At 71.4% G+C, this 25,590-nt stretch carries 23 protein-coding genes; 6 read left to right on the top strand and 17 right to left on the bottom strand.

Going from position 1 to position 25,590, the window contains the following annotated elements; genetic code table 11:
- Nucleotides 1-56: 56 nt before the first annotated feature.
- The 7 genes from AC0HI0_RS45155 to AC0HI0_RS45185 all read right to left on the bottom strand — a co-directional run bounded on the left by AC0HI0_RS45155 (nucleotide 57) and on the right by AC0HI0_RS45185 (nucleotide 8,570).
- Complete coding sequence (locus AC0HI0_RS45155) at nucleotides 57-824, bottom strand: ESX secretion-associated protein EspG (protein ID WP_480929596.1); 768 nt, start codon at nucleotides 822-824, stop codon at nucleotides 57-59.
- An 8-nt stretch (nucleotides 825-832) separates the two neighbouring features.
- Entirely contained in the window at nucleotides 833-2,107 is a 1,275-nt protein-coding gene (locus AC0HI0_RS45160) for a PPE family protein (RefSeq protein WP_480929597.1), read from the bottom strand.
- A 13-nt stretch (nucleotides 2,108-2,120) separates the two neighbouring features.
- Nucleotides 2,121-2,693, bottom strand: coding sequence for a DUF3558 domain-containing protein (locus tag AC0HI0_RS45165; protein WP_480929598.1), 573 nt, complete (start codon nucleotides 2,691-2,693; stop codon nucleotides 2,121-2,123).
- 5 nt (nucleotides 2,694-2,698) lie between these two features.
- Complete coding sequence (locus AC0HI0_RS45170; protein WP_480929599.1) at nucleotides 2,699-3,067, bottom strand: PE family protein; 369 nt, start codon at nucleotides 3,065-3,067, stop codon at nucleotides 2,699-2,701.
- 101 nt (nucleotides 3,068-3,168) lie between these two features.
- Nucleotides 3,169-7,371, bottom strand: coding sequence for a BREX system serine/threonine kinase PglW (gene pglW, locus AC0HI0_RS45175; protein ID WP_480929600.1), 4,203 nt, complete (start codon nucleotides 7,369-7,371; stop codon nucleotides 3,169-3,171).
- Between the two features lie 210 nt (nucleotides 7,372-7,581).
- Nucleotides 7,582-8,412: a DUF6338 family protein gene (locus AC0HI0_RS45180; RefSeq protein WP_480929601.1), complete on the bottom strand. Its 831-nt coding sequence runs from the start codon at nucleotides 8,410-8,412 to the stop codon at nucleotides 7,582-7,584.
- A 5-nt stretch (nucleotides 8,413-8,417) separates the two neighbouring features.
- On the bottom strand, nucleotides 8,418-8,570 hold the full coding sequence (locus AC0HI0_RS45185; RefSeq protein ID WP_480929602.1) for a hypothetical protein: 153 nt from the start codon (nucleotides 8,568-8,570) through the stop codon (nucleotides 8,418-8,420).
- A 151-nt stretch (nucleotides 8,571-8,721) separates the two neighbouring features.
- On the opposite strand from AC0HI0_RS45185, the gene AC0HI0_RS45190 reads away from it, so the two are divergent.
- Nucleotides 8,722-12,357, top strand: a complete 3,636-nt coding sequence (locus AC0HI0_RS45190; RefSeq protein ID WP_480929603.1) for a caspase, EACC1-associated type — start codon at nucleotides 8,722-8,724, stop codon at nucleotides 12,355-12,357.
- A gap of 7 nt (nucleotides 12,358-12,364) precedes the next feature.
- Here the strand turns inward: AC0HI0_RS45190 and AC0HI0_RS45195 are convergent, their stop codons facing one another.
- Both AC0HI0_RS45195 and AC0HI0_RS45200 read right to left on the bottom strand, forming a co-directional pair.
- On the bottom strand, nucleotides 12,365-12,730 hold the full coding sequence (locus tag AC0HI0_RS45195; protein ID WP_480929604.1) for a peptidase inhibitor family I36 protein: 366 nt from the start codon (nucleotides 12,728-12,730) through the stop codon (nucleotides 12,365-12,367).
- Nucleotides 12,731-12,779: 49 nt separating this feature from the next.
- Nucleotides 12,780-13,568, bottom strand: a complete 789-nt coding sequence (locus AC0HI0_RS45200) for a DUF72 domain-containing protein (RefSeq protein ID WP_480929605.1) — start codon at nucleotides 13,566-13,568, stop codon at nucleotides 12,780-12,782.
- Here AC0HI0_RS45200 and AC0HI0_RS45205 point away from each other — a divergent pair.
- On the top strand, nucleotides 13,567-14,313 hold the full coding sequence (locus AC0HI0_RS45205) for an arylamine N-acetyltransferase family protein (protein WP_480929606.1): 747 nt from the start codon (nucleotides 13,567-13,569) through the stop codon (nucleotides 14,311-14,313). The two genes, AC0HI0_RS45200 and AC0HI0_RS45205, sit on opposite strands and share 2 nt — an antisense overlap.
- A gap of 8 nt (nucleotides 14,314-14,321) precedes the next feature.
- Here AC0HI0_RS45205 and AC0HI0_RS45210 read toward each other — a convergent pair whose 3' ends face one another.
- Nucleotides 14,322-15,062 carry a DUF72 domain-containing protein gene (locus AC0HI0_RS45210; protein ID WP_480929607.1) on the bottom strand — a complete coding sequence of 247 codons (741 nt, stop codon included), beginning with the start codon at nucleotides 15,060-15,062 and terminating at the stop codon, nucleotides 14,322-14,324.
- A 66-nt stretch (nucleotides 15,063-15,128) separates the two neighbouring features.
- On the opposite strand from AC0HI0_RS45210, the gene AC0HI0_RS45215 reads away from it, so the two are divergent.
- Nucleotides 15,129-15,413, top strand: coding sequence for a type II toxin-antitoxin system Phd/YefM family antitoxin (locus AC0HI0_RS45215; protein WP_480929608.1), 285 nt, complete (start codon nucleotides 15,129-15,131; stop codon nucleotides 15,411-15,413).
- A complete protein-coding gene (locus tag AC0HI0_RS45220; RefSeq protein ID WP_480929609.1) occupies nucleotides 15,401-15,805 on the top strand; it encodes a PIN domain-containing protein in 405 nt (134 codons plus the stop codon). The genes AC0HI0_RS45215 and AC0HI0_RS45220 overlap by 13 nt, the downstream gene beginning before the upstream one ends.
- A 145-nt stretch (nucleotides 15,806-15,950) precedes the next feature.
- Here AC0HI0_RS45220 and AC0HI0_RS45225 read toward each other — a convergent pair whose 3' ends face one another.
- The 5 genes from AC0HI0_RS45225 to AC0HI0_RS45245 form a co-directional block, all read right to left on the bottom strand.
- Nucleotides 15,951-16,403, bottom strand: a complete 453-nt coding sequence (locus tag AC0HI0_RS45225) for a hypothetical protein (RefSeq protein ID WP_480929610.1) — start codon at nucleotides 16,401-16,403, stop codon at nucleotides 15,951-15,953.
- Between the two features lie 147 nt (nucleotides 16,404-16,550).
- Nucleotides 16,551-18,662 (bottom strand): 3-hydroxyacyl-CoA dehydrogenase NAD-binding domain-containing protein, encoded by a 2,112-nt coding sequence (locus AC0HI0_RS45230; protein WP_480929611.1) that lies wholly within the window; start codon nucleotides 18,660-18,662, stop codon nucleotides 16,551-16,553.
- A complete protein-coding gene (locus AC0HI0_RS45235) occupies nucleotides 18,659-19,879 on the bottom strand; it encodes a thiolase family protein (protein WP_480929612.1) in 1,221 nt (406 codons plus the stop codon). Before AC0HI0_RS45235 ends, AC0HI0_RS45230 begins: the two co-directional genes overlap by 4 nt.
- 87 nt (nucleotides 19,880-19,966) lie before the next feature.
- Nucleotides 19,967-20,416 (bottom strand): ABA4-like family protein, encoded by a 450-nt coding sequence (locus tag AC0HI0_RS45240; RefSeq protein ID WP_480929613.1) that lies wholly within the window; start codon nucleotides 20,414-20,416, stop codon nucleotides 19,967-19,969.
- Nucleotides 20,413-21,312, bottom strand: a complete 900-nt coding sequence (locus AC0HI0_RS45245; RefSeq protein WP_480929614.1) for a hypothetical protein — start codon at nucleotides 21,310-21,312, stop codon at nucleotides 20,413-20,415. The genes AC0HI0_RS45240 and AC0HI0_RS45245 overlap by 4 nt, the downstream gene beginning before the upstream one ends.
- Nucleotides 21,313-21,397: 85 nt before the next feature.
- Here AC0HI0_RS45245 and AC0HI0_RS45250 point away from each other — a divergent pair, with 85 nt between their 5' ends.
- Nucleotides 21,398-22,060 (top strand): MerR family transcriptional regulator, encoded by a 663-nt coding sequence (locus AC0HI0_RS45250; protein ID WP_480929615.1) that lies wholly within the window; start codon nucleotides 21,398-21,400, stop codon nucleotides 22,058-22,060.
- Nucleotides 22,061-22,097: 37 nt separating this feature from the next.
- Here AC0HI0_RS45250 and AC0HI0_RS45255 read toward each other — a convergent pair whose 3' ends face one another.
- Nucleotides 22,098-23,348: an HRDC domain-containing protein gene (locus AC0HI0_RS45255; RefSeq protein ID WP_480929616.1), complete on the bottom strand. Its 1,251-nt coding sequence runs from the start codon at nucleotides 23,346-23,348 to the stop codon at nucleotides 22,098-22,100.
- A gap of 67 nt (nucleotides 23,349-23,415) precedes the next feature.
- Nucleotides 23,416-24,132: a response regulator gene (locus AC0HI0_RS45260; RefSeq protein ID WP_015099292.1), complete on the bottom strand. Its 717-nt coding sequence runs from the start codon at nucleotides 24,130-24,132 to the stop codon at nucleotides 23,416-23,418.
- Nucleotides 24,133-24,386: 254 nt separating this feature from the next.
- Here AC0HI0_RS45260 and AC0HI0_RS45265 point away from each other — a divergent pair, with 254 nt between their 5' ends.
- Nucleotides 24,387-25,559, top strand: a complete 1,173-nt coding sequence (locus AC0HI0_RS45265; protein WP_480929617.1) for a dipeptidase — start codon at nucleotides 24,387-24,389, stop codon at nucleotides 25,557-25,559.
- The last annotated feature ends 31 nt before the right edge of the window (nucleotides 25,560-25,590 follow it).

A 25,590-nucleotide genomic window follows, 5' to 3' on the forward strand; every position in this document is an offset into this window, starting at 1 on the left:
ATGGATGTGGCGGAACTCCTGGCCAACCAGGTCGACCAGGAGCCCGCCGAACGCGCTCAGTCGGTGGCGGACAACAGTTCCGACACGGAGTGGACCAGTCGCTGATGGTCGGCCGGGCTCAAGGTGGACCAGTCCCGACCGTCGCCTGACGGGCGTCGGGTGAACTGCCAGCGCCCTTCCGCCGTGTCGTAGAACGACACCGCGTACGGGCCTCGGACCCGTGGCCCGGGGCTGCCGTTGCGTTGCGGCCGGACCGCCGTGCCGAATTGGCCCATCCTCGTCACACCACCCAGGACCGAGGCGATCTTCTGCGCATCGGGACGCGGCACACCGTTGTCCCGCAACGCCAGCTCCATCTTGGACGCCGACGCGCCCGCCACCGAAGCTGCCTGTTCCAGATCGGCCGCGAGCAGGCTGATCGAGCGCGATCGGGGAGTCTGGTGCGTTGGCAGCAGCGACACCACTGCATCGGCCAGGCCGCTTTCCTCGATCCGTTGCAGGACGAGTGTTTCCGATGTCAACGTCGCGAGCACCGCGTGACCGCGCCGGGCTGCGGCCACCGCGCGGACCCTGGGTCCGTCGTCCAGCCGGAGCCGGGCGTCGACCTCCCGGTCGGGGCGGGCCAGCAGTTCCAGCCATCCCGCGAGCCTCGGATCCAGCTCGCCGCGCTCGACCAGACCTCGAGCGGCCAGGCCGTGCCAGGCTTCGGCCAGCAATGCCCGCCGTTCCTCGGAAGTCGCGCCGTGTGAGGAGATCGTCAGGATCGTCGGGTGCTCGCCCAGCTTCAGGTGCTCCCAGCACAGGTCGAACTCCAGCCGGGACAACGCGAACCTCACCGGTGGTCGTCCCCGATCACCGGGGGCGCGACGTTCGGCAGGCTCTCCTCGCCCCAGACGTCCGCGAGTTCTTCCAAGTAGGGCGCGGCTTTGTGCTCGATGTCGTCTTCGCCCTGGCTGCGTTGCGGCGCACCCGCGAGACCACCCGCCATCGGCGACGGACTTGCCGCGCCTCGAACCTGACTCCCGGCCGTGCCGGTGCGGTTGGACTGGGCGTCCGGCGCGATGCCCGACGAGTTCCCGGGACCGAACGGTTGGCCCGGGGTCGACGGCAAGCCGCCGCCGAACCGGGGTGTGCCGCCGGTCTGCGAACCGGCGGGCGGGCCGATCCGCGTGCCACTCGGTGGCCTGGGTTCGCGCGCGTGACGGGGAACATCAGCGGGCGGGCGTGGCGGGTTCGGCCGGACGGCCTGCCGATCCCGTTGACCGGGCGGGTTGGGCAGCGGCCTGAAGACTGGCGGTTGAGCCGGCGGGGTCGGTCCGGGCACCGGGTGAGGGGGCGCGGGTGTCGGTGACGGCGTCGGACGGGGAGCGACGTCTGCGGGCGGTTGGGCGACCGAGGTGTGCGTGTCGTCACCCGACGAGAACGTCGGTGGCGTGGTGACCGGGGGTTGCGCCTGCTGGTGTTGTGAGGTGGAGGTCGTGCCCACCGAGGCCGGGTCGGAGAACTGCGGCGTGTACTGGTCGTGCGCCCAGGGTTGTTCGACGGTCGGTTCCGCCACCTGAGTGACGACCTGAGGTGGTGGCACGAACTCGCCGAGCGCGTCGACGGCGGAGGCGGCGTCGTCCCGGTACCCGTTCATCACCCGGACCGCCTCGCGCTTGGCCTCGTTCGCCGCGCGCTCCTGGATGTCCTGGTCGGTCTGCCCGCCGACGAGGTGCTGGAAACCCGACGGGATGCCCCAGTAGTCGTCGTTGGCGGTGGACGTCACCTGGACCGGCTCCGGCATGGCGGTCTTGGCGCCGCTGTAGTACGAGGTCTGCGAGGAGAAGGCGTCGTGCGTTTTCACGCCCGCCGTGCGCAGATCGTCGGCCCACTTCACCAACGGCGCGGAACTCGCGCTGAACTGCTCGCCCGCCGCGCCGATCCAGACCGCGTTGGCGTCGCGGATCGCGGACTCCAGGTTCGACTTGGCGTTGCCCATGACCGCCCGGAAGTTGTTCCACGCGTCGTCCACCGTGCGGGCGGCCGAGTGCCCGGGACCGCCGTGGATCTTGTCGTAGAGTTCGCGGTGCGACTGGGCGTCGAAGTTGTGCTCACCGATTCCCATCAGCGGCCCCCTCTCACTTCAGCAGGTTCTGCATCACGGCCTCGGCCAGCTGCCGGGCCCGGTCGCACGGCTTCGGGAACTGCTCCGGCTTGTCGGTGGTCAGCGAGAACCCGGCGGCCAGGTACTGCCCGGCGGCGGTGTCGACGACCACGTCGCACCGGCTCGGGTTCAGCGTCGTGGTCACGGTGATGGCTTTGAAACCCGCGATCGGGTCGATTTCGGTCGGCTTGCCGACGCGTTTGCCCTCCGTCCACACCTCGATGCCGTCCGCGACGACCGGCACGATCAGATTGGAAGCACCGTTGACCGTCCAGGTGCAGCCGGTCGCGTTGAGCGCCGGCACGTCCAGGGGCTGACCGGAGCGGTCGATGCCGAAGTTCGTCAACTGCACGGACGTCAACAACTCGCAGGGCTTCCGGCCGTCGAGTTTCACCTCGCGGGGCCGCCCGGCGGACGTGGAGGGTGCGGACGACGCGGGAGTCGGCGTCGTGTTCGTCTCGGGGCGAGGTCGGCCGCCCTCGTTCGCACAAGCGCCGAGCACGAGTACGAGAGCGACAGCCGCCACCGCGAACAGAGATCGTCGCATGGCGGTCAGATCCCCCGGCTCTGCTGGTGCATGGCATCGGTGTTGACGTCTTCCACCAGCCGATACGTCTTCGCGGCATTGCCGAGCTGTTCGATGTTGCGGACGAGTTCGACCAGGAACAGCCTGGTGACCTCCACGGCCGTGGAGGCATTGCCGGCGAAGGTGCTCGCGGCGTCCGCCGAGACTTCGTCGCCGGCCACCGCCTCCTGGCGGACGAGGCTCCACTCCTCTCGGTCGAGGAAGCCCTGGACCTCGTCCCGGACCTCTTCGTACCTGGCCTTGAGCGCCAGGATCCGCTCCGGTGCGACCTGCATGAACACCGGGGCGGGGGCTGGAGCGCCCGCCCCGCCACCGCCATCGGCCACGAACGGCATGAATCCCTCTCCCGCCCCGGTCACGTTGCGCCCAGCGATCGTCGCTGTGCGTGTTCGCTTGCGGGCGTGCGAGAGTCACGTGCCCGAGCGACACGTGACTCTCAGCCCGCTTGTGGGTGCAGTATTCCGGCCGGCGGCCAAGGAGATCTGGCGATAATCCACTCTTCCGGCGAATTCACCCTGATGACGTAGCCATTGATGTGAGGGGCTTTCGTCTCGTCTTCCGCCGGGCACAGCAGCACCACCGTGTCCGGACCGGGCGGGCCGCCCGCCGTCCGGCCGTAGCGGGCGCGGTCGCACAGCTTCTCCAGCAGCGCCTGCGCGGCCGGGTAGCGCCCGAGCGGGGTCAGGCCGTCCAGGGCCAGTACCTGGCGGCCCGTCCAGTCGGCTTCCAGTCGCCGGCACGCCTGTTCCACCACCCGGTGCAGGTTGAGCTGGTCGTTGCTGCCCGCCTCCGCCGCGTCCGCGCGCAACACCCGGTCGAAGTCCGGGATGCGCAGCTCCTTCGCGACTTCGCGCAGGGCGGCCACGAACGCGCTCGTCACGTCCACCACGGGCAGTCCCAGGGCGAGTTCCACCGCCACCCGCGCCCGCGCCCACCGCTTGAGCCGGACGGTGACGACGCGGATGCCGCCACGCCGGGCGACGTCGGCCAACCGGGCGTCCACGTCCCCTGCGGCCGTCCCTTCGACCAAGGGCCGGCTCACCGAGCCCGTGGACGACAACAGATCCGGCGTGACGGCGGTGAGCTGCGGCTCGGGCGGACCGAACCGCTCCCCGTTCCACCGCACCGAGAAGCCCGCCTCGACCAGCAACTCCTTGAGCGCCCGCCCGGTCGGCAGCCGGTCGAGGCCGGGGAATCGGTTGTCGACTCGCCGCTGCACCGCTTCGGCGCTCAGGCCGTCCGCCGGGAGCCCGGCACCGGCCTGAGCCAGGCGCAGTGCCCGCACCACCGGCAGGTCGCGCGGGTACAGCTCCATGCGCACGTTCGACAGGACTGCCCCGGACCCCGCCGCAGCCAAGCGGACCAGCCGCTTCTCGTCGAACGCCTCGCCGAACCGCTCCACGCACGCGGCCAGTTCGCGCACCACCGCGGTCGGCGTGGGCAGGGGGTCCTGCGCGGCGAGCGTGGTCGCCGCGTCCGCCAGTGCGGTCGCCAGGTCGAGCAACGCCTCGTCCGACGGCGTCTCGACCGGCTCGTCCTGGCCGACCTGCAACGCCAGCAGCAGGCGGTCGTGGTGCCTGCGCAGCACCAGCCTGCTCTCGTCCCGGATCGAGTCCGCCTCGTAGACGGCCCGGAGCACCGCGTACGCGTATGCCGTCCGCAGCCCGGGGTCCGTCGTGTCGGCGAAGCCGTGCCGGGCGAGCAGCACTTCGGCGAGTTCTTCCGCGGCGGCCACCCGGCGCAGCGACGCGAGCGCGTCGACCACCTCGTCGAGTACGCCCTCCAGTACGTCCAGTTCGGCCCACGCCCTGCGGCGGGCGGTCAACACCTGGGCGATGCGCCCCGGCGTCACGTTCGTGCGGTCGGCCACCGCCCGATTGGTCGGCCACCTGGTGGCGGGCAGCGCTCCGTCCGCGTCCGGCAACCCCAGCAGCAGGCGGCTGATCGCGGCCTGGGTGTCGTTGCGGCGCTTGGCCGTCGGCAGCAGCAGCGGGACGATCGCGTCGAGCGGGAGGCGACCGGAGTCGCCGTCCTCCGGCAGCTGCAGCGGGCGCATCGCGGCCGGGTCCGACACCAGCCGGGTGCGCCACGCGGCGATCCGGTCGAGCAGCTCCGTCCGCGTCTTCCGGCTCAGCCCACGCGCCCGGCGAACCTCGTTCACCCGGAGGTCCAGCAGGTCTCCGACCGTGTTGGCGCCCAACCTGTTCGCCACGGCCACCGCGCGCAAGGTCAGACCGGCCGCGTCCAGCGCGGTGTCCAGGCTCGCCCGCTCGGCGGCCTCCTGCCGCAGCTCGGCCGGGTCGTCCGAACCCGACGACGAGATCGCGGCGGGACCGGTCTCGTCCAGCGCGGTGAACACCTGCCGCCACGCCTCGCGCATCTGGGCGGCGGAGGTGAACCGCTGCTCGGCGTCGCGGTGCAGCGCCTTGCCGAAGAAGGTCCGCAGCGGTTCGCGCAGGCCGGCTTCGAAAAGCTCGCTCGCGATGGTGGCCGGGTGACCGTGGAATCTCGGGTTGGTGCCGTCCTCACCCCACGTCGGCAGTTCCAGGCTGGCCATCTCGTGGAGCGTGACGGCCGCGGCGTAGCGCTCGCCGTGGGTGTCGTAGCCGGGCCGCCGGTCGGTGCCGAGAAACGGGTCCAGGTAGCCGCGCGTACCCGCCTGCACGTCGTTGGGCGGCGCGCCTGCCAGCGAGAAGTCGAACAGCACCAGCGCCTGCCCGGTCTTCGGGTGACTGCGCAGGCCGAGGTTGTCCGGCTTGATGTCGCGGTGCACGACACCCTTGCGCTCCAGGTAGGACAGCGCGTCGAGCAGTTGGTCGCCGAGCAGTTGGAGCTTGTCCGGCAGCAGGGCACCCTCATCGCGCAGCACTTGCGCCAGCGAGCGCTCCCCGGCGTAGTCGATCTCGATCGCGTGCCGGCTGCCCAGGGGGAACAGGCTGCGCCGCAGCACGACGATGTGGTCGTGGCGCAGGTGCTCCAGCGAGTGCGCTTCGTCGACCAGCCGGTCTTCCGCCTCTGCCGACCGGGACACCTTCACGACGGTGTCGATGCCGTCGTGGTCGACCAGGTACGCGCGGGCCGTCGCGCCGGTGCCCAGCACCTTGCGCACCACGTAGTCGGAGTCCGCGAGGCGCTGGCCGAGGCCGGCGTCCCACGGGTCCTCCCGCTCCGCGCCGGTGGCGTCGAGCCGGGTTGCGTCGGCCAGCTCCTCCAGGAACAGCGCGAGGTCGGGGAACCTGTCGGCCACCACGGGGGTGGTGGCCAGCGCGATCACCGCGTCCAGGTCGTCGGGGATGCTGTCGTCGACGGCCTGCGGGTGCAGGCCGTCGTGGTCCTGGGCGCGGTCGGCGCGCGCGGCGGGAGCCTGCCCGGTGAGCACCAGGTACGCGATGGCACCGACGCCGAAGACGTCGATGGCGACCGTGCCGTCCGGGTCGTCGGTGAAGTCCGGGGCCAGGTAGGGCGTCGCCGCGGCTTCGATGTGCGCGGCGGCACCGCTGCTGGGGCGCAGGCGGTGACCGGTGGTCGGTCCCGACAGCCCGCGCGCGGCAGCCTGCCACTCACCCACCTGGAGCTGCGGTCGGAGCCAGTCGCCACCGGTCGGCTGGACGATCACCGCGCGCGGGGACAACGCACGGTGCACCAGCCTGCGCTCGTGGGCGTAGTTCACCGCCTCGGCGAGTTGGCGCACGAGGTCGAGCCGGGTCGGCAGGTCGAGCGCGGCGTGGTGTTGGGCGATGTAGTGGTCCAGCCGGATCGCTTCCGGTTGCTGTTCCAGAAGCAGCGCCGGTCCCAGCTCGTGCGCGACGAAGTCGACCGGGCGCAGCAGGCCGGGGTGCCGGATGCCCTGGCAGGCCCGGAACTCGCGCTCCGCCGCGGCCCGGATCGATTCGCGCTTGTCCCGGTCCGCCTCGCGCTCGTAGAGGTAGATCCGCACCCGGCGGTACTCGCCGGGCATGTCCTCCCGGGTCGCGCGGTGGTCCTGCCAGGTCGGACCGCTCTCGTACGGGCGCGGTTCGATCTGCCACGCACCGACGGTCACGCTGCGCCGCGTCGGGTGGATCCCGATGCCGCGCAGCAGCCGGGGCAGGGCGATGAAGAACTCCGGTGGCACCGGTGAGCGGCTCACCTGGCCGGTGAGCAGGTCCGAGCCGATCTTCGCCAAGGGGGTGCCGTGCTCGGGGCCGTAGACACCGTGCCGCTGTGACTCGCTCAGTCGGCAGTCCAGCCCGGCCTCGGACAGGAACACCGCCGCGGCGACGTACGGGACGTGCACCCCGTCCCGGCGTGCGGCCTGGAGCAGCAGGCTCTTGAGCTCCATGGCCTTCTGGTTCGCCAACGCCAACGGGTTGTCGAACGTGCGCACCCGACCGTTGGGGCGGTGCTGGACCCAGATGTTGTCCTGGTTGGTCAGCCTGCCCTGGAGGCTCTTGATCTCGACCAGGTGCAGCCCGCTCGGTGTGGCGACCAGCAGGTCGACTTCGCGTACGTGCCCGTGCTGGGAGGTGAAGGTGAAGTTCGACCACGCCTCGAACGGGTGACGGTCCGGGAGCAGGTCGCGGACCTGTCGCAGCGCGGCGCGCTCGTGGCCGAACGCCGACTGCGTGATCTCGTGCCACCGTTTCGATTTCTCGTCCACTTAGGCTTCGTGCCTCCCTGACCGCCGTTCAGTCCGATCCATCGTGCCAGGTCCGTGCCCGAACCGGGCTCGTCGTCCGGCCGCGAGCACGAACACCCGCCCACTCCACGCCGCCGGTGGCCTGATCGGGGCACGGGGCGCCGTAACCACCGGCGCGCGGGCGCCTTGGCACAGATACTGACCTGTTTCCGGCGTCACGCCAAAGAGGTATCAGCGAAGCACGCCGAGCACTGCGGGGATCGCCGTCTGCGCGGCCAGCAGCGCCGTCAGGCATCGCGGATCAGTCGTCCAGAACCGCGCGACCGCGATGGCGCGATCCCTCCACGACTTCGTGGTCACCCGGTGGGCCGGCGCGCTTGTCCTGCTGTCCACCGCGGAGAACAGGACGCGGATCGCACGCACCTTGTCGTTGCCGACGATCACCCGTTCCCAGCGCTCGTCGAGGGGTAGCTCGGTCCCGTCCGCGTCGACACGGCGCAGGGGGCGGGCCAACACCAGTTCGCGGTTCTCCACCGCGACATCGGCCGAGTAGGACTCGCGGGTACCGATGTACCCGGTTCCGTCGTCGAGGTCGACCTGGACCTGGGTGATCAGGCGTTTGCCGCGGAGTTCGTCCCGGTTCTCGGCTTCCGCCCGTTCTGCCAGCCGGGCGAACACCGTCACCCACGCGCTTTCCTGGGCGACCTCGCCCTGGAGTCCTCGGTAGGGGAACAGGCTGTAGAACAACGAAGCCGACGTGATCGAGATCGTCACGAACAGCGCGGCGCTCGTGCCCACCAGCCAGAGGTGGTCCGGTAGGTACGAGGCCCGGGCGAACAGTTCGCGGGGGTCGGCGAGCGGTGCGGCGGTCGTGGTGCGGAGCAGGCCCAGCACCAGCAGGCTCGTCCCGCTCAACAGCACACCGCCGAGCAGCACCCGGCTGGTCTCCACGAACACGCTGTCCTGCCGACCGGGACGGGCCCGTTGCCGGAGCAGTTCCAAGGCGATGCCGGGGACGACCATGAGAAGGAAGATCCCGATGGCGACCGGGGTCGTCGGCATCGGGCTCAGGACTCCTCGGGACCGGCGGGCTCGGGTTGGGCGGGTGGTCGTGGCTCCACCGGCTCGGAGAGTCCGACGGGCTGCGAGGAGTCGATCACCATCCCCTTGCCCTGGCGGTCGACCTGAGGGTCTTTTCCGCCGAATTGCGGATCGGTCATGAGTCTTCCCGGTGTTCGATAGGAGTTGTGCCTGATGATGGCATGGTGATTGGTTCGATCGGGTGATGATCGAAGGAATTCGGGACGCGGTCGAATCGTATGGCCATCGTGTTCCGCAGGTGTCTGCACGTCGAGACCATGGAGACCTTACGTGACCGCGCTGACCAAGCGAGCCCTGCTGATCGGCACGGAGAACTACAGCGACCCCAGGCTTTCCCCGCTGCCTTGCACCCGCGCGGACACCCAGTTGCTCGCCCAAGTGCTGGAACACCCGTCGCTCGGCGCCTTCGACGAGGTCGAGATCGTCCAGGACGCCGATTCCAGCACGGTTCGGCACCGGCTCGCCGAGTTCCTGGGCGCGGCCGGCAACCGCGAGCAGGTGGTGGTGTTCCTCACCGGCCACGGCAACGCCTCGATCAGCGGCGACGGGAGGTTCTTCTTCGCCACGACCGACACCGATCCCGGCAGGTTGGAAGACACGGCGGTCAGCTCCGAATACGTCAACGACCAGCTCGAACAATGCGCCGCAGCGCAGAAGATCGCGGTCTTGGACTGTTGCGAGAGCGGTGGCTTCACCAGGGGCTTCACCACCCGCGTGAGCAAGGGCGCACGTGGTTCGCTGCTGCGCAGCCGAGGGGTCTACGTGCTGTCGTCCTCCAGCGCCGAGGAGGAGTCCTTCACCGGCGGTGTCGACTCGGCGGGGTTGCCTGCTCCGTCGCTGTTCACCGGCGAGCTGGTACGGGCGCTGGCCACCGGGCAGGCCGATCGGGACGGAGACGGGGTCATCGGCGTCGACGAGCTGTTCCGGCACGTATCCGAGCAGGTCCGGGCCAAGCACCCGAGGCAGACCCCGGAGAAGTCCGCGCTCGGGGTGAACGACGAGATCATCATCGCGAAGACGTGGCGGGGCCCGACGCTGCGGCTCGCGCCGATCGGCCCGCGCTCCACCGCAGCGGGTGCACCCCGCAAGCGGGCCGTGGCGGCGAGCGCGCCGGAGGACCCGTGGCAAGCGCTCATCGACTACTACCGGTGGTGCATGCTCGCCGATGCCGCCGAGCCGATGCTGATGCGCACGGACCAGGTGGGCACCTCGTTCGTGTGCGTGCCGGGTCCCGAGCGCGTCCTGACCGGGCTCCTGGACGACGACGGAACCTGCGAGCTACCGCCCGGTGCCGAGCGGCTGGTCCGCAAAGTGGCCGAGGACGATTGCGAACTCTGGTACGGGTACCCGGCGATCGTGCTGCTCAGCGGCACCGACCGGGTCGCGGACGTCGCACCCCTGTTCGTCCGCCGCGTCGCCCTCGTCGAAGGCCCGACAGGACCGAGGCTGGAGCCGTACGGCCCGGTCGAACCCCATCGCAAGCTCGCCCACAAGCTCCTCGGCGAGGAAGAGGCCCAGACCTTCGCGGACGAGTACGAACCGACGTGGCACGCGGGTTCGCACAGCCAGCTCGTCAAGGACATCAACTTCCACCTCGGCGACCCCTATCAGCTCCGTGACGTGCACAAGCTCCAGCCGTCCGCGCTCGACCCCCGGCTCGACCTCAAGACCCCGCTCAGCGGTGCGCGCAACGCCGCGTTGCTGTTCGCGGCTCCCCGGGACATCGACGCCACCAAAGGGCTGCTCAAAGACCTCGACCGCATCCGGCAGCAGAGCCGGACGATCGCCGGCACCGCGTTGGCCGAGCTGCTCCACCCGGGACAGTCTGGCACCGCATCGGCGTGGCAGCTGGTGGCACCGATCGCGCTGAACGACCGGCAGCGCGAGGTGATCGCCTCGGCGATGGGCCGTCGGCTGACCGTCGCGACGGGGCCGCCCGGAACCGGCAAGAGCCAACTCGTCGCGAACCTCGTCGCGACCGCCGTGGCCAACGGCCAGACGGTGCTCGTCGCCTCGACGAACAACCAGGCGGTCAACGAGGTGTCGCAGCGGGTCGGGGCGATGGTCGCGGGGGCGGTCGTCCGCACCGGCAGCTCCGACTACCGGCGGGGGGAAGCGAACACGCTGGCCGACCTCGCTGCCCTGGGGCCGGCTCCGGGCAACGCCGCCACCACCCGGGCACAGCTCAACCAGGCCCTGGCGGCGCAGGAGGCCGTCCGGGCCGAATTCGGGGCGAAGGCGCGATTCGAAGAGCACCTGCTGAGGATCGCGCGCGAGCGCGAGGCCGCGCTGGAGAGATGGGTGGAGATCGGCGGCGACACCGTGTCGCTGCCAGTCGACACGCCGTGGGGCCAATGGGTGGCACGCGCCCGCAAGCTGGCCGGTGCGCGGTTCTTCGGCCGGATGCGACGAGCCCGTCTGCTGCGCGGCATCGGGTGGACCGGCAACGCGGCCGGGGAAGTGTGCGTGCGCGCTGCGGAGCGGGTTGCCGCCGAACTGTCGTGGCGTGACAGCAGGGCGCACGCCGAGCGGCAGCGCACCGACGACGAACTGGCGGCCGCCGCCGACCACGCGGACCGTGCCGTCCAGGCCGCCGCGACGGCGGACTTGACTGCAGCGGTGACCGATGGCGCGCGGCGCGGCTCCCGGGCGATCAACGCGCTGTTGCAGGCCACCCGCTCGGACTGGGCGGAGGTCAAGCGCGTGCTGCCGCACGTGCGGGGCTGGGCCGTCACCAGCCTCAGCGTGCGGAGGTTCCCGACCGACCCAGGGCTGTTCGACCTGGTGATCGTCGACGAGGCCAGCCAATGCCTCATCCCGCACGTCCTGCCGCTGCTCTACCGGGCCAAGCGGGCGTTGATCATCGGCGACCCGATGCAACTGCCGCCGGTCCAGCGGCTGGCGGTCTCGGCGGAGAAGGGCGCGCTGCGCGCGTCCGGGGTGAACGCGGCTTGGTTGGAGGACGTGGCGGCCACCTACCGCCGGCATTCCGCATTCCACATCGCCGAACGTGCAGCCGGCGACAGCCTCCTGCTGGACGAGCACTACCGGTGCCACCCCGACATCGCGGGCGTGTCCAACCGGAGGTTCTACGACCGGGGGCTCACCGTCCTCACCGACGTGGCCGCGCAGCGACGCGCATCCCTGCCCGCGCTCGCCTGGCACGACGTCCGAGGTGACGTCAGGCGCGCCTCCGGCAAGTCCTGGCGCAACGACCAGGAGGTCGAGGAGGTGGTGCGCTGCGTCGGCCACCTCCGCTCCGTCCTCCCGGCAGGGGCCGGTATCGGCGTGGTGACTCCGTTCGCAGCGCAGAAGGACGCCCTGCAACGCCGATTCGACGGCGTCGACGACGTCCGGGTGGGCACGGTGCACACGTTCCAGGGCGGCGAGCGCGACGCGATCGTGTTCTCGCTCGTCGCCTCCCCCGGGATGTCGTCCGGGGCAATCGGGTGGCTGCAACGGCAGAGCTTCCTCTGGAACGTGGCGGTGACGAGGGCACGCGCCCACCTCGTCGTGGTCGGTGATCGTGCTTTGTGGACGGCACAAGGGGGGATCGGGGCCGCGTTGTCGGAGGCGGTCGACGCGAACCCCGAGGACGGTGCCGGCGTTGTCGACGGGCCGTCGGCCCAACGGCTGTACGACGCCATGTCCGCCGTCGAGCACATGACCGCCGCGCTCGCGGTGCCGGTGAACGGCTACCTGGCCGACGGCGTGCTCGACGCGGGCGACGCGCGGCGGGCCGTTTTCCTGGACCGGTCGGAGGGCGGTGACCCGGCAGCACGGTTGCGGCGCGCGTTGGCCAGAACCCGCCTGCTCGGTGATCCGGCCGACCGGCGTTCGGCGGTCCGGGTGCCTTTGTGGCGTCTCTACGACCGGGAGGTCCATCCCAGCCAGTGGCTTTGCTGAACGGGCGTCACGGGCCCCAGACCTGGATGGCGCGGACCACGAAGGGGGCGTCGGGGACGTAGGTGCCCTTGCCCGGGTAGGTGGTGAACTCCGCTTCGGTCGAGCAGGTGGCTCCCTGGAAGACCGAGGTGTCCCTGGTCAGGTTGTTCACGAACGAGCGGGCCACCAGGTCGTTGCCCAGCGGGATGCACTCGTTCGGGTTGGCGGTTTCCAGGTCCAGGCGTCGGAGGGTGCCGGTGTAGTTCGTGCCGGACCAGGCGCAGAACTCGCCTCGGTCGCAGGTGGGGGACGGTTGCTGGGCGGTCGCGGTGCCGCTGGAGACCAGGGCGGCCGTGGTGATCGTCAGGGCGGTCAGCAGGCTTTTCGTCGTCATCGCCGGGGGCACCTCCAGGTCGAATTGTGCGGGGGTGCCTCCCGATCGGCTACTTGATGTTCAGGCGGGTGGTGAGGGCTTTGGCGTCGCGCGGGGCCATGACCTTCGTGTCGTTGTCGAAGTACGCGTAGACGTCCCGCGACCGGGCCCAGGTCTCGATCTTGGCGGCCCAGCGGTCCAGGGACTCGTCGGTGTAGCCGCCGGCGTACAGCTCCTGCTCGCCGTGCAGGCGCAGGTAGACGAAGTCGGCGGTGACGGCTTCCAGTTCGACGAACGTGTTCGCCGTGTCGGCGATGACCACGGCCACGCCGTGCTCCTCCAGCAGCGGGAGGAACGTCGGGTCGCGGAAGGACTCGTGGCGGACTTCCAGGGCGTGCCGCAGCGGTCCGTCCTCGTGGGATCGGGGCAGGGCGGCGAAGAAGTCCGTGAGCAGGTCCCGGTCGTAGGGCAGGGTCGGGGGGAGCTGCCAGAGGAACGGGCCGAGTTTGGGGCCCAGGGTGAGCATTCCGGAGTCCAGGAACCTGCCCAGGGCGTCGTGGGGGTCCCGCAGGCGTTTCATGTGGGTGATGAAGCGGCTGCCCTTGATGGCGAAGACGAAGTCGTCGGGGGTCTGGGCGGCCCACGACCGGAAGCTCTCCGGTTTCTGGAGGGCGTAGAACGTGCCGTTGACCTCGACCGAGTTCAGCTCGCCCGCCAGGTGCTCCAGCTCGCGCCGGTGCGGCAGGCCCTCCGGGTAGAACACGCCTCGCCACGGCGGGTAGGTCCAGCCGGAAGTGCCGATGCGGATCACAGAACCATTGACCTCCACCCGGGTCCAGGGTGCAAGTTTGTCCCTCATGGACACCAGCACCGTCGACGCCTACCTCGACCGGATCGGCGCGACGCGCTCCAGCGGTCTCGTCGAGCTGCTCGAACGGCACCTGAGCACGGTCCCGTTCGAGAACCTGAGCATCCACCTGGGGGAGGTCATCACGCTCACCGACGACCGGCTGGTGGACAAGATCGTCCGCCGCCGGCGCGGCGGGTTCTGCTACGAGCTCAACGGGGCGTTCGCGGCGCTGCTCCGGGCGCTCGGGCACCCGGTGGAGCTGCTGGCCGCCAAGGTGTTCGCCGACGGCGTGTTCGGGCCGCCGTTCGACCACATGGCGCTGCGCGTCGGCGACCTCCTGGTGGACGTGGGGTTCGGGCGGTTCGCGTCGGGGCCGCTCGACCTGACCAGCCGCGCCGACCAGGTCGACCCCGCCGGGGTGTTCCGGTTGGCCGACGCGCCCGGGGGCGATCTCGACGTGCTGCGCGACGGGGTGGTGCAGTACCGGCTGGAGCCCCGGCCCCGCGCGCTGGAGGAGTTCCGGGCGACCTGCTGGTACCAGCAGACGTGGCCGGAGTCGAAGTTCCGGCAGGTGGCGACGTGTTCGCTGGCGACGCCGGGCGGCCGGGTGACGGTGGCGGGGAACAGGTTGATCGTCACCGAGGGTGACGTGCGGCGTGAGGAGGAGTTGGACGACGACGGGATCGTCGCGGCGCACGCGGAGTACTTCGGGGTGGTGCTGGACCGCGTGCCGCGGCTGCCGGCCGCACCGTGAGCCGGTGGCTACGGGCCGAGCAGTTCGGCCAGGGCGCGGGCGTCGTGCGGGGCCGCGCCGTGCATCGTGTTGTCGAAGTAGACGAACACGTCGCGGTCCGCCGACCAGGTGCGGATCTTGTCGGCCCACCGGCGCAGCGCCACGTCGGTGTACTCGCTGACGTACAGCTCGCGGTCGCCGTGCAGGCGGGCGTAGGCGAAGTCGGCGGTGGGCTCGTCGGGTTCCGGGAAGCGGCCCGCGGACTCGGCCGCGACGAGGGCCACGCCGTGCGCGGTGAGCAGGTCGGTCACCTCGGCGGCGGCGAACGTGGGGTGGCGGATCTCCAGCGCGTGCCGGACCGGCGGTCCGGGCAGGTGGGCGAGGAAGGCGGCCAGCCGGTCGGGCTGGTAGTGCAGGGTGGGCGGGAGCTGCCAGAGGATCGGGCCGAGCTTGTCGCGCAGCTCCAGGACGCCGGAGTCGAAGAACTCGTCGATTGCCTCGTCGGCGTCGCGTAATCGGCGGAAGTGCGTGATCTCCTTGTGCGCCTTGACGGCGAACACGAAGTCGTCCGGCGTGCGGTCGTACCACGACCGGTAGTGGGCGGGTTCGTGCAGGCCGTAGAACGGGCCGTTCAGCTCGACGGTGTTGAGCATCCGCGAGAGGAACTCCAGCTCCAGCCGCTGCTGGAGGCCGCGGGGGTAGAAGTCGCCCCGCCAGTGCGGGTACCGCCAGCCCGAGGTGCCGATCCGGATATCACCCATGGTAGTCAATTGTGCCCTCCCGGGTGATTCGCGAAACGTGTAGCACGTCTGTAGCACATTCGGTAGAGTTGTGTCATGGGTGTCGCATCGATCGGCCAGCGCGAACTCCGCAACGACAACGCCGAGATCATGCGGCGGGTCGAGGCGGGGGAGAGCTTCGTGGTGACCCGCAACGGCCGGCCGGTGGCCGACCTGGTGCCGCACGTCGAGGGCGGCCGGCCCCGGCGCACGCTCGCCGAGACCCAGGCCGAGTTCCGCCGGCTGCCGCCGGTCGACGCGCAGCGCTGGGCCGCCGACCGCCGCGCCGACGACGAGGTCTTCGGCGCGGACGACCCGGCGCAGGACCCGTGGCTGCGGTGACCCGGCGGGTCCTGCTGGACACCGGCGTGGTGATCCGGCTGGAGGAGGTCGACTTCGGCGACCTGGCCCGCGCGGAGCCCGCGATCAGCACGGTGACGGTGGCCGAGCTGGCCTACGGCCTGGACGTGGACGACCCGGTGGAGCGCTTCGCCCGCACCGAGCGCTACTACGCGGCCCTCGACCGGTTCGAGGTGCTGCCGTTCACCCTGGCGGCGGCCAAGGTCTACGGCACGCTGGCGGCGCTGGTCCGCCGCGCCGGCCGCAGCCCCCGCCCGCGCCGCATGGACCTCCAGGTCGCCGCCACGGCCGCCGCGCACGGCCTGCCGGTGCTCACCACGAACCCGCGCGACTTCACCGGCCTGGACCGCGTGGTCGAGGTCGTCGGGGTGTGAGCCGGATCCGGCGGGTGGACGGGGGCAGTCGCCCCGGCGGCGCCGGACACCACCGGGGCGACCTCCCGACTGCCCGGCCTCCCGGCGGCCGGGCGTCCTTCCCGTCCATCGGGAAGTCCGCGCACCTGTGCGATCGGTGCCGATCTCAGAACCCCGCGCGGTCGAGCGCGCCGGTCACGACGCGGTCGACCTGGTCCTGCTGCGGGTCGCGGGCCAGGGCGGCGGTGCAGGGGCACAGGGCCAGGTCGTTGCCGCACAGGTAGACGCCGAGCACGCGGAGGCTGCGGGCGGTCTGGCGCAGGCGGGCCGCGCCGCGCAGGCGGACCTGGCCGTAGACGGCCTTCGCCAGCTGGTAGGGGGCTCCGGGGCCCGGGTCGACGCACGCCTGGCTGTCGAGTTCCTCCGCCACGTGGGCCAGCGGGCGGCAGCCGCACGCCTTCGCGGACCGCACCAGGCGCTGGTCCAGCCGGGCGACCAGCCGGCGCGCCACCTCGTCGCGCCACGCGCGGTCGGCGCGCAGGTAGGCGACCAGTTCCTCCACCCGCAGCGGGTCCGGCAGCGGACGTCGGGCACGGGCTCTCCGGCGGTGCGGCGTCATGGTTCCAAGATCGACCACGACCCACTGGTATGAGCATTGCTCACCCGGGTGCGCCAGTGAGAGCACACGCTCGGGTTACCCGCCCGTGACGCAGCGCGCCCGGCCTCCCCTGGGGGAAACCGGGCGCGCCGCGGGCCGAACGCGGGGTCAGGCGGGCACGGAGGCCACGCCCGGGGCGAGGAACCGCCTGCCCGTCACCTTCTCGGAGATGCCCGACCGGTCGAGGTACGGGGTGATGCCGCCCAGCCAGAACGGCCAGCCGGCGCCGAGGATCATGCACAGGTCGATGTCCTGCGCCTCGGCCACCACGCCCTCGTCGAGCATCAGCCGGATCTCCTCGGCCAGCGCCTCCAGCGCGCGCGCCTTGACCTCTTCACCGGTCAACGGCCGGTCGCCGAACCGCCACAGCGCCTGCACCTCGGGGTCCACCGTCTGCTTGCCGGTGCTGTCCCACTGCCACACGGCGTTCTTGCCCGCCGCGACGAACGCCTTCATGTTCTCCGACACGGCGAACCGGTCCGGGAACGCGCCGTGCATGGTCTCCGCGACGTGCAGCGCGACCGGCGCGCCGACCAGCTGCAGCAGCACCAGCGGCGACATCGGCAGGCCCAGCGGCTCGGTCGCCTTGTCGGCCACCTCGAACGGGGTGCCCTCGTCGACGGACTTGACGACCTCGCCCATGAACCGGGTCAGCAGCCGGTTGACCACGAACGCGGGCGCGTCCTTGACCAGCACGGACGACTTCTTGAGCTGCTTGCCCACGGCGAACGCGGTGGCCAGCGTCGCGTCGTCGGTCTGCCCGGCGCGGACGATCTCCAGCAGCGGCATGACCGCCACCGGGTTGAAGAAGTGGAAGCCCACGACCCGCTCGGGGTGCTTGAGGCCCGCCGCCATGTCGGTGATCGACAGCGAGGAGGTGTTGGTGGCCAGCACCGCCTCGGCCGAGACGAACTCCTCGACCTCGGCGAACACCTTCCGCTTGACGTCCAGGTCCTCGAACACGGCCTCGATCACGAAGTCCGCGTCGGCGAACGCCGCCTTGTCCAGCGACCCGGTCACCAGCGCCTTGAGCCGGTTCGCCTGGTCCGCCGACACACGGCCCTTGGCCAGCAGCTTGTCGACCTCGCCGTGCACGTAGCCGACGCCCTTGTCCAGCCGGGCCTGGTCGACGTCGGTCAGCACGACCGGCACCTCCAGCCGCCGCGCGAACAGCAGCGCCATCTGCGAGGCCATCAGGCCCGCGCCGACGATGCCGACCTTGGTGACCTTGCGCGCCAACGACTTGTCCGGCGCGCCCGCCGGCCGCTTGGCCCGCTTCTGCACCAGGTTGAACGAGTACAGCCCGGCCCGCAGCTCGTCGCTCATCACGACGTCGGCCAGCGCCTCGGTCTCGGCCGCGTAGCCCGCGTCGAGGTCGTCGGCGCGGGCCAGTTCCAGCATCTCCAGGGCCCGCAGGGCGCCCGGCGCGGCACCCTTGGTCTTGCCGTCCACGATCGCGCGGGCACGGGCCACGGCCGCGTCCCACGCCTCGCCGCGGTCGATCTCGCGGCGGGCCGGCGTGACGTCGCCGCGCACCACCGAGGCCAGCCACAGCAGCGACTGCTCCAGGTAGTCCGCCGAGTCGAACAGCACGTCCGCGATGCCCAGGGCCAGCGCCTGCTCCGGCTTGAGCATCCGGTTCTGGTTCAGCGCGTTCTCGAAGATCACGGTGACCGCGTCGTGCGCGCCGATCAGGTTCGGCAGCAGCTGGGTGCCGCCCCAGGCCGGGAACAGGCCCAGGAACACCTCGGGCAGCGCGATGGCCGCCGCGTTGGACGCCAGGGTCCGGTAGTGGCAGGACAGCGCCAGTTCCAGGCCGCCGCCCATGACCGCGCCGTTGACGAAGGCGAAGGTCGGCACGGTCGACTCGGTGAACCGGCGGAACACGTCGTGGCCGAGCCTGCCGATGGCCAGCGCCTGGTCGCGGCCGGACGCGTTCTCCACGGCGGTCAGGTCCGCGCCCACCGCGAAGACGAACGGCTTGCCGGTCACCGCGATCGCGGCCGGCACCGCCGCGACGGCCTCGTCGAACGCCGCGTCCAGGCTGACCAGCGACTGCGGGCCGAACGTGGACGGGCGGGTGTGGTCGTGGCCGTTGTCCAGGGTGATCAGGGCGACCTGCCCGGTCACGCCCGGCACGGTGATCAGCCGCGTGCGCGCGACCGTGACGACCTCGTCGGGAAAGAGGGCCTTGGCCTCGTCGGCGGTCAACGTGGTCACTTGGCGTCTCCGTTCCAGTGGGGGTTCTCCCAGATGACCGTGCCGCCCATGCCGATGCCGATGCACATGGTGGTGATGCCGTAGCGCACGTCCGGGCGCTCGGCGAACTGCCGGGACAGCTGGGTCATCAGCCGCACGCCGGACGAGGCGAGCGGGTGGCCGGTGGCGATCGCGCCGCCCCACTGGTTGACCCGGGGGTCGTCGTCGGCGATGCCGAAGTGGTCGAGGAAGGCGAGCACCTGCACGGCGAACGCCTCGTTGATCTCGAACAGGCCGATGTCGTCGATGGTCAGGCCGGCGCGCTTGAGGGCCTTCTCCGTCGCGGGCACCGGGCCGATGCCCATCACCTCGGGCTCGACGCCCAGGAACGAGTAGCCGACCAGGCGCATGCCGACCGGCAGGCCGAGTTCGCCCGCGGTCTGCTCGTCGGCCAGGATGCAGCCGGTCGCGCCGTCGTTGAGGCCGGCCGCGTTGCCCGCGGTGACCCGGCCGTGCGGGCGGAACGGCGTCTTGAGCTTGGCCAGGTCCTCGACGGTGGTGCCGGGGCGGGGCGGCTCGTCGGCGGTGGCCAGGCCCCAGCCGTGCTCGGCCGAGCGGGTGGCGACCGGCACGAACTCCGGGCCGATCTTGCCGTTCTTCACCGCGTCGGCGTACTTGGCCTGCGACGCCGCCGCGTAGGCGTCGGTGCGGTCCTTGGTGATGGCCGGGAACCGGTCGTGCAGGTTCTCCGCCGTGGAGCCCATGACCAGCGCGGACGGGTCGACGATCTTGTCGGACAGGAACCTCGGGTTGGGGTCGACGCCCTCGCCCATCGGGTGCCGGCCCATGTGCTCGACGCCGCCCGCGATGACCACGTCGTACGCGCCGAACGCGATGCCGCTCGCGGCCGTGGTCACGGCGGTCATGGCGCCCGCGCACATCCGGTCGACGGAGTAGCCGGGCACGGACTTGGGCAGGCCCGCCAGCAGCGCCGCGGTGCGGCCGATGGTCAGGCCCTGGTCGCCGATCTGGGTGGTGGCCGCGATGGCGACCTCGTCCACCCGCTCCGGCGGCAGTTCGGGGTGGCGCCGCAGCAGTTCGCGGATCACCTTGACCACCAGGTCGTCGGCACGCGTCTCCGCGAAGATTCCCTTGGGGCCGGCCTTGCCGAACGGCGTGCGCACGCCGTCCACGAAGACCACGTTTCGAACGCGTGCCGGCGCTACTGGTGCGGCCACGGCGTCTCCTCCACTTGTGGTGACGTTTCGATCCACCGGCCGGGGGTCGCGACTCCTACCGATCGGTAACCACAACTCTAGCCCATGTTACTCATCGGTAACCACCGTGGTCGCCCTGTCGGGTGTGTCACAGAACGCCCTGATGGCCAGGAACAGCGCGAACCCGAACGGGGAGAGGATGATCGTGAACACCAGCAGCGGCCCCATCAGCAGCGGGTGCAGGCCCAGTCGCCGGCTCTCCCGGTACATCCAGGCGCCGATCAGCAGGTCCCACGCGATCACCTGCGCCCACACCGCCGACGCGCCCCATGTCGTGTTCAGGAACTCCCTCAACGTGTCCAGGTCCGGACTGCTCATGGTGGCCCACAGTCGTGGCAGGTGCCCGACGACCAGCGCCGTGTACACCACGAGAGGCGGTAAGGCGATCAACGGCGACGACATGATCCGCGACGTCGCACGCCACTTCGGCGCGAAGACCATCAGGGCCCAGAACGGGACGGTCAGCCAGAACGTGATCTCGAACAGGGACTCGGTCATGCGGCCACGGCCTCCTTGACGGGCTCGGACGGCGCGGGACGTCCGCGCAGCGCCCACCCCGTCGCGGCGACGGTCGCCACGGCGAGGCCCAGCAGTGCGATCAGCGTGGTCGCGTCCGGGCGGAACAGCGGCTGGGCGCGCAGCGCCTGCCACAGCACCAGCGCCACCAGGCCCGCGTAGGACAGCGTCAGCACCCACACCAGTCTCGGGGTCGCCCGCCGGCCGAAGGCCAGGGTGAGCAGCGGGATCACCTGCAGGGCGTGGATGCCGACGAAGTGCGGCACCCGCAGGTCGCCGCCGGCCGTGCTCCAGCCGGTGACCGGCAGGTACGGGCCGCCGTCGGGCAGGCCGACGGTGTGCGCGCCGACGACGCCCGCGATGCCGGTGCTCCGGCTGGTCATCAGCATGCCCAGGGCGAGCCCGGCCAGGCCGAGCAGCAGGCCCAGGCGGACCGCCAGGCCGGCCGTGCGGTCGGCGAACTTCGAGCGCAGCAGGGCCACCGAGATCACCGCGTGCATGACCCAGACCGCGGCGATGGTGACCGCCATGGCCTGGTAGAGCGCCGCGTCGAACGGGGTGGTGCCGTTGAAGTGGCTCTGCTTGCCGCGCAGCACCTGGCCGACCATGATCGTCATCTCGACGGTGCCGCCGACCGCGACGGCGGTGCCGGCCCACCACGCGGTGCGCCGCAGCCGGGTGGCGAAGGTCAGCATCCAGGCCAGGGTGGCGCCGTAGAGCGCGAGCGAGATGCCGAACTTGAGCGGCTTGAGCCAGATCGGGGATCCCACCAGAATGCGGTCGTCCAGGACCAGACCCGCCAGCGAGACGAGGGTGACGGCGGACATGAGCAGGGTGAACACGGCCAGTGGCGGGTGCCACTTGAGGAAGCGGGGCACGGGCGTCTCCTAGGATGGATAGCAACACTTTCTACTATCGGATAGGCACAGTATCCATACTGGGGGCCGTCCAGGGAAGAGGGCCATGCGCATCGCCGAGTTGAGCCGCCGGACCGGCGTGCCCGTGCCGACGATCAAGTACTACCTGCGGGAGGGTCTGCTCCCGGCCGGCGAGCTGACCAGTCCCAACCAGGCCCGCTACGGCGAGGCGCACCTGCACCGGCTGCGGCTGGTGCGCGCGCTGGTGGAGGTCGGCGGGCTGTCCATCGCGGCCGTGCGCGACGTGCTGGGCGCGCTGGAGGACCCGGAGAAGTCCCTGCACAAGGCGATGGGGACGGTGGAGACCGCCGTCGTCGGGACCGGCGTGTCCTCCGACGACGAGGTGGCGCACGAGCAGGCGCGGGAGTTCGTCGCCCGGCAGGGGTGGGGCTACCGGCCCCGCTCGGACGCGTTCCAGTCGCTGGTGGCCGTGCTGGCCAGCGCGCGGGACATCGGGATGGCGTCGTTCCCCGACCAGCTCGACGGCTACGCGCGGGCGTGCGAGCCGCTGGCCGCGCAGGACCTCGACTACGTGATGACCGCGCCCACCAAGGACGCCGCGATGGAGATCGTCGCCGTCGGGACCGTGCTGGGCGACGCGGCGCTGGCCGCCGTGCGCCGGCTGGCCCGCCGCGAGCTGTCGATGCGCCGCGACCCGTTCGAGCGCGAGCCGGGCCGGGCCGGGCAGGAGTGCGTCGAGGACGACTGAACCGGGCGGGCCGCCCGGATCGGGCGGCCCGCGTTGATCAGTTCGGGGGGGTCGGCGCGGACAGCGCCTCGGACAGCGGCCGCGCGGTGAGTTCGACCTGCCAGTTGCGGGCACCGCCCTCGCGCAGCACGGCGGCCACCGACCCGGTCGAGGTGTCCGCCGGCGGCTGCCAGCACGTGCGCCGGACCAGGTCGGGCAGCAGCAGGTTCTCCACCGGCAGGGTGTTCGCCTCGGCCACGGCGGTCAGCGCGGTGCGGGCGGCGGCCAGCCGGGCGGCCGCGGCCGGGTCCTTGTCCGACCACCGGTTCGCCGGCGGCGGCCCGTCGTGCTGCTGGGCGGACTCCGGCAGTTCGGCGCGCGGCAGGGCGGCGGCGCGTTGCAGCGCGCCCAGCCAGACGGCGACCATGCGCCGCTGCGCCCGGCCCCGGAACACCGGCAGGGCCAGCAGGCCTGCCTCGTCGGGCGGGTTGCGGACGGCGGCCTCGACCAGCGCGCTGTCCGGCAGCACCCGGCCGGGCGCGATGTCGCGTTCCCGGGCCAGCGCATCGCGGGTCTCCCAGAGGGAGCGCACGGCGGCGAGCTGGCGCGGGCTGCGGATGCGGTGGATGCCCGAGGTGCGCCGCCACGGCTCGGCCCTCGGTTTGGGCAGCGGGGCCGTGCGGGCCGCCTCGAACTCCTCCAGGGCCCATTCGAGCTTGCCCTGCTTCTTCAGCTCCGCCTCCAGCACGTCGCGCAGCTCCACGAGCAGCTCGACGTCCAAGGCGGCGTAGTTCAACCAGTCTGCGGGAAGGGGACGGCGCGACCAGTCGGCCGCACCGTGCCCCTTCTCCAGCCGATAGCCGAGCAAACGCTCCACGAGCGTGCCCAGCGCCACCCGCTCGAAACCGGCCAGCCTGCCCGCCAGCTCGGTGTCGAACAGCACGCTCGGACGCAGGTCGAGTTCGGCGAGGCACGGCAGGTCCTGGGACGCCGCGTGCAACACCCACTCTGTCCCGTCCAGCGCCGCGACCAGCGGGTCGAGCCGACCGCCCAGGGCGATCGGGTCGACCAGCACGGTCCCGGCACCTGCCCGGCGCAGTTGCACCAGGTAAGCGCGTTGCGAGTAGCGGTATCCCGAGGCTCGCTCGGTGTCCACCGCAACCGGACCGGTCGCTCCGGCGAGCGCGTCAGCGGCACGCCGGAGCGCCTGAGCGTCGGCCACCACCGGCGGAACCCCATCAGCGGGTTCCGTCAGCGGGACCGGATCAGCTCCGGTTGGTTCGGTTGGCTCGTCGGAGGGTACGTCCACGGCGGAAGACCCTACGACGAACGCACCACTCGCGGGTGTGTTCGGCCCGTTCAGTGTGGCGACCCGGTCAGCGGATCACGCCGGCACGCATGGCCAGCGCGACCATCTGAGCCCGATCCCCGGTGCCCAGCTTGCGCCCGATCCGCGACAGGTGAGACTTCACCGTCAGCGCGGAAAGGCTGAGCGCTTCGCCGATCTCCTTGTTGCTCTGGCCATCGGCGACCAGCTGGAGGACCTCGACCTCACGCGCGGAAAGCTCCCGCGGCGTGTTGTCGGTGCCCGGCACGCGGGTGCCCGCGGCAAGCACGGGCGCGACGCTCGGATCTGCGTAGACGCCGCCGTCGAGAACCCTGCGCACCCCGTCGGTGACCACCATCGGCGAGGCGGACTTCAGGAGGTACGCCTGGGCGCCCGCCTGGAAGGCCGACCTGACCGCGTAGGGGTCGTCGGAGGATGCGAGGACCACGATGCGGGGCCAGCCCTGGGCACGGAGTTCCGTGACCAGGTCGATGCCGGTGCCATCCGGCAGACCCAGATCGAGGATCGCGAGATCGCACGGTCCGGTTGCGAGTGCCCGCGCCCGAGCCTCCGCGACCGAAGCCGCCTCATGCACTGTCCCGGCTCCCATCTGGGTGAGCCGAGCCGATATCGCCTCCCTCAGCAGTGGGTGGTCGTCGACCACCAGCACTGAAAAAAGCTCCTCCCGCGGGTGCGGGACCATGTTCGCCGGCAACGAGCCGGCTGGCGTGGTACGAACGGCCTGACCTAAGCCGACGGCAGCCACGTCACTACCTCCCTGGAGTCGGTCGTGCCCCCCGACCGGCACCGGGACTTTCGTCCAATCAGCCGCGCCACTGATCGACCGAAAGTGGTGTCGTCTGGGGCAGCGTAGCCGCCCAAGCGGGTCTACGGGACGATCAATCGGGTATCTATCCCGAATGAGTTGTCACTGATGGCCCCTGTTGTCACACGATCGGCTGACAACTGGATAGTGGGCGTAACGCGAGTTCCTCTCACGACGACACATAGGAGTTGCCGGTGGCGAGCACCACACTTCGAGGCCGGGCCGAGGATCTGCTGGCCCGCGTGCCCCTCGTCGACGGTCACAACGACCTCCCCTGGGCCCTCCGGGAACTCCTCCTCGCCTCCCAAATCGGTGAAAAGTCAACGCCCGTCGACTGGTCTTCAGGTGCCCGACAGGTGGACCTCCGGGTACTCCAGCCCGCGCTCCAAACCGACTTTTTGCGGTCTCGGCAGGGCCGGTTGGGGATGCAGTTCTGGTCCGTGTGGGTCCCGTGCGCCCTCGCGGGCGACGCAGCCGTGACCGCCGTGCTGGAGCAGGTGGAGTTGGTCCGGGAGCTGTGCGCCGCCTACCCGGACGTCCTGGGCTTCGCCACGACCGCCGACGAGGCCGAGGAGGTGTTCCGGTCCGGCCGGACGGCCTCCCTGCTGGGGGCCGAGGGCGGGCACAGCATCAACTCGTCGCTGGGCGCGCTGCGGGCGCTGCGCCGGCTCGGCGTCCGTTATATGACGCTCACTCACAACGAGAACACGCCGTGGGCCGATTCGGCCACCGACACCCCCGAGCACGGCGGGCTCACGCCGTTCGGCGTCGAGGTCGTGCGGGAGATGAACCGGGTCGGGATGATCGTCGACCTCTCGCACGTCGCCGAGACCACCATGAACGCCGCGCTGGACGCGTCGACCAGGCCGGTGCTGTTCACCCACTCGTCCTGCCGCGCGGTCTCCGACCACCCGCGCAACGTGCCCGACGCCGTGCTGGAGCGCCTGGCGGGCAACGGCGGCGTGTGCATGGTGACCTTCGTGCCGTCGTTCGTCTCGGCCGCCCACGTGGCGTGGGACCGGCGGCTCAGGGACGCCATGGCCGCCGCCGGGAAGCCGCACAACGACCTGCGGGAGCGCGAGCGGTTCGCGCGCACGTGGGAGGTCGAGGCGCCCACGGCGACGCTGGACGACGTCGTCGCGCACGTCGAGCACGCGCGCGAGGTCGCCGGGATCGACCACATCGGGCTCGGCGGCGACTACGACGGCGTGCCGTCCCAGCCCGAGGGCCTGGCCGACGTCTCCACCTACCCGAACCTGATCGGGGCGCTGCTGGAACGCGGGTGGAGCGAAGCGGACTGCACCAAGCTCGCCGGGGCGAACGCGCTGCGCGTGCTGCGCGACAACGACGGCGACCGGGACGGCTGATCGACCGCCGCGACCGCGTCGGGCACCGGCC

The organism is Saccharothrix sp. NBAS 001, assembly GCF_056640475.1.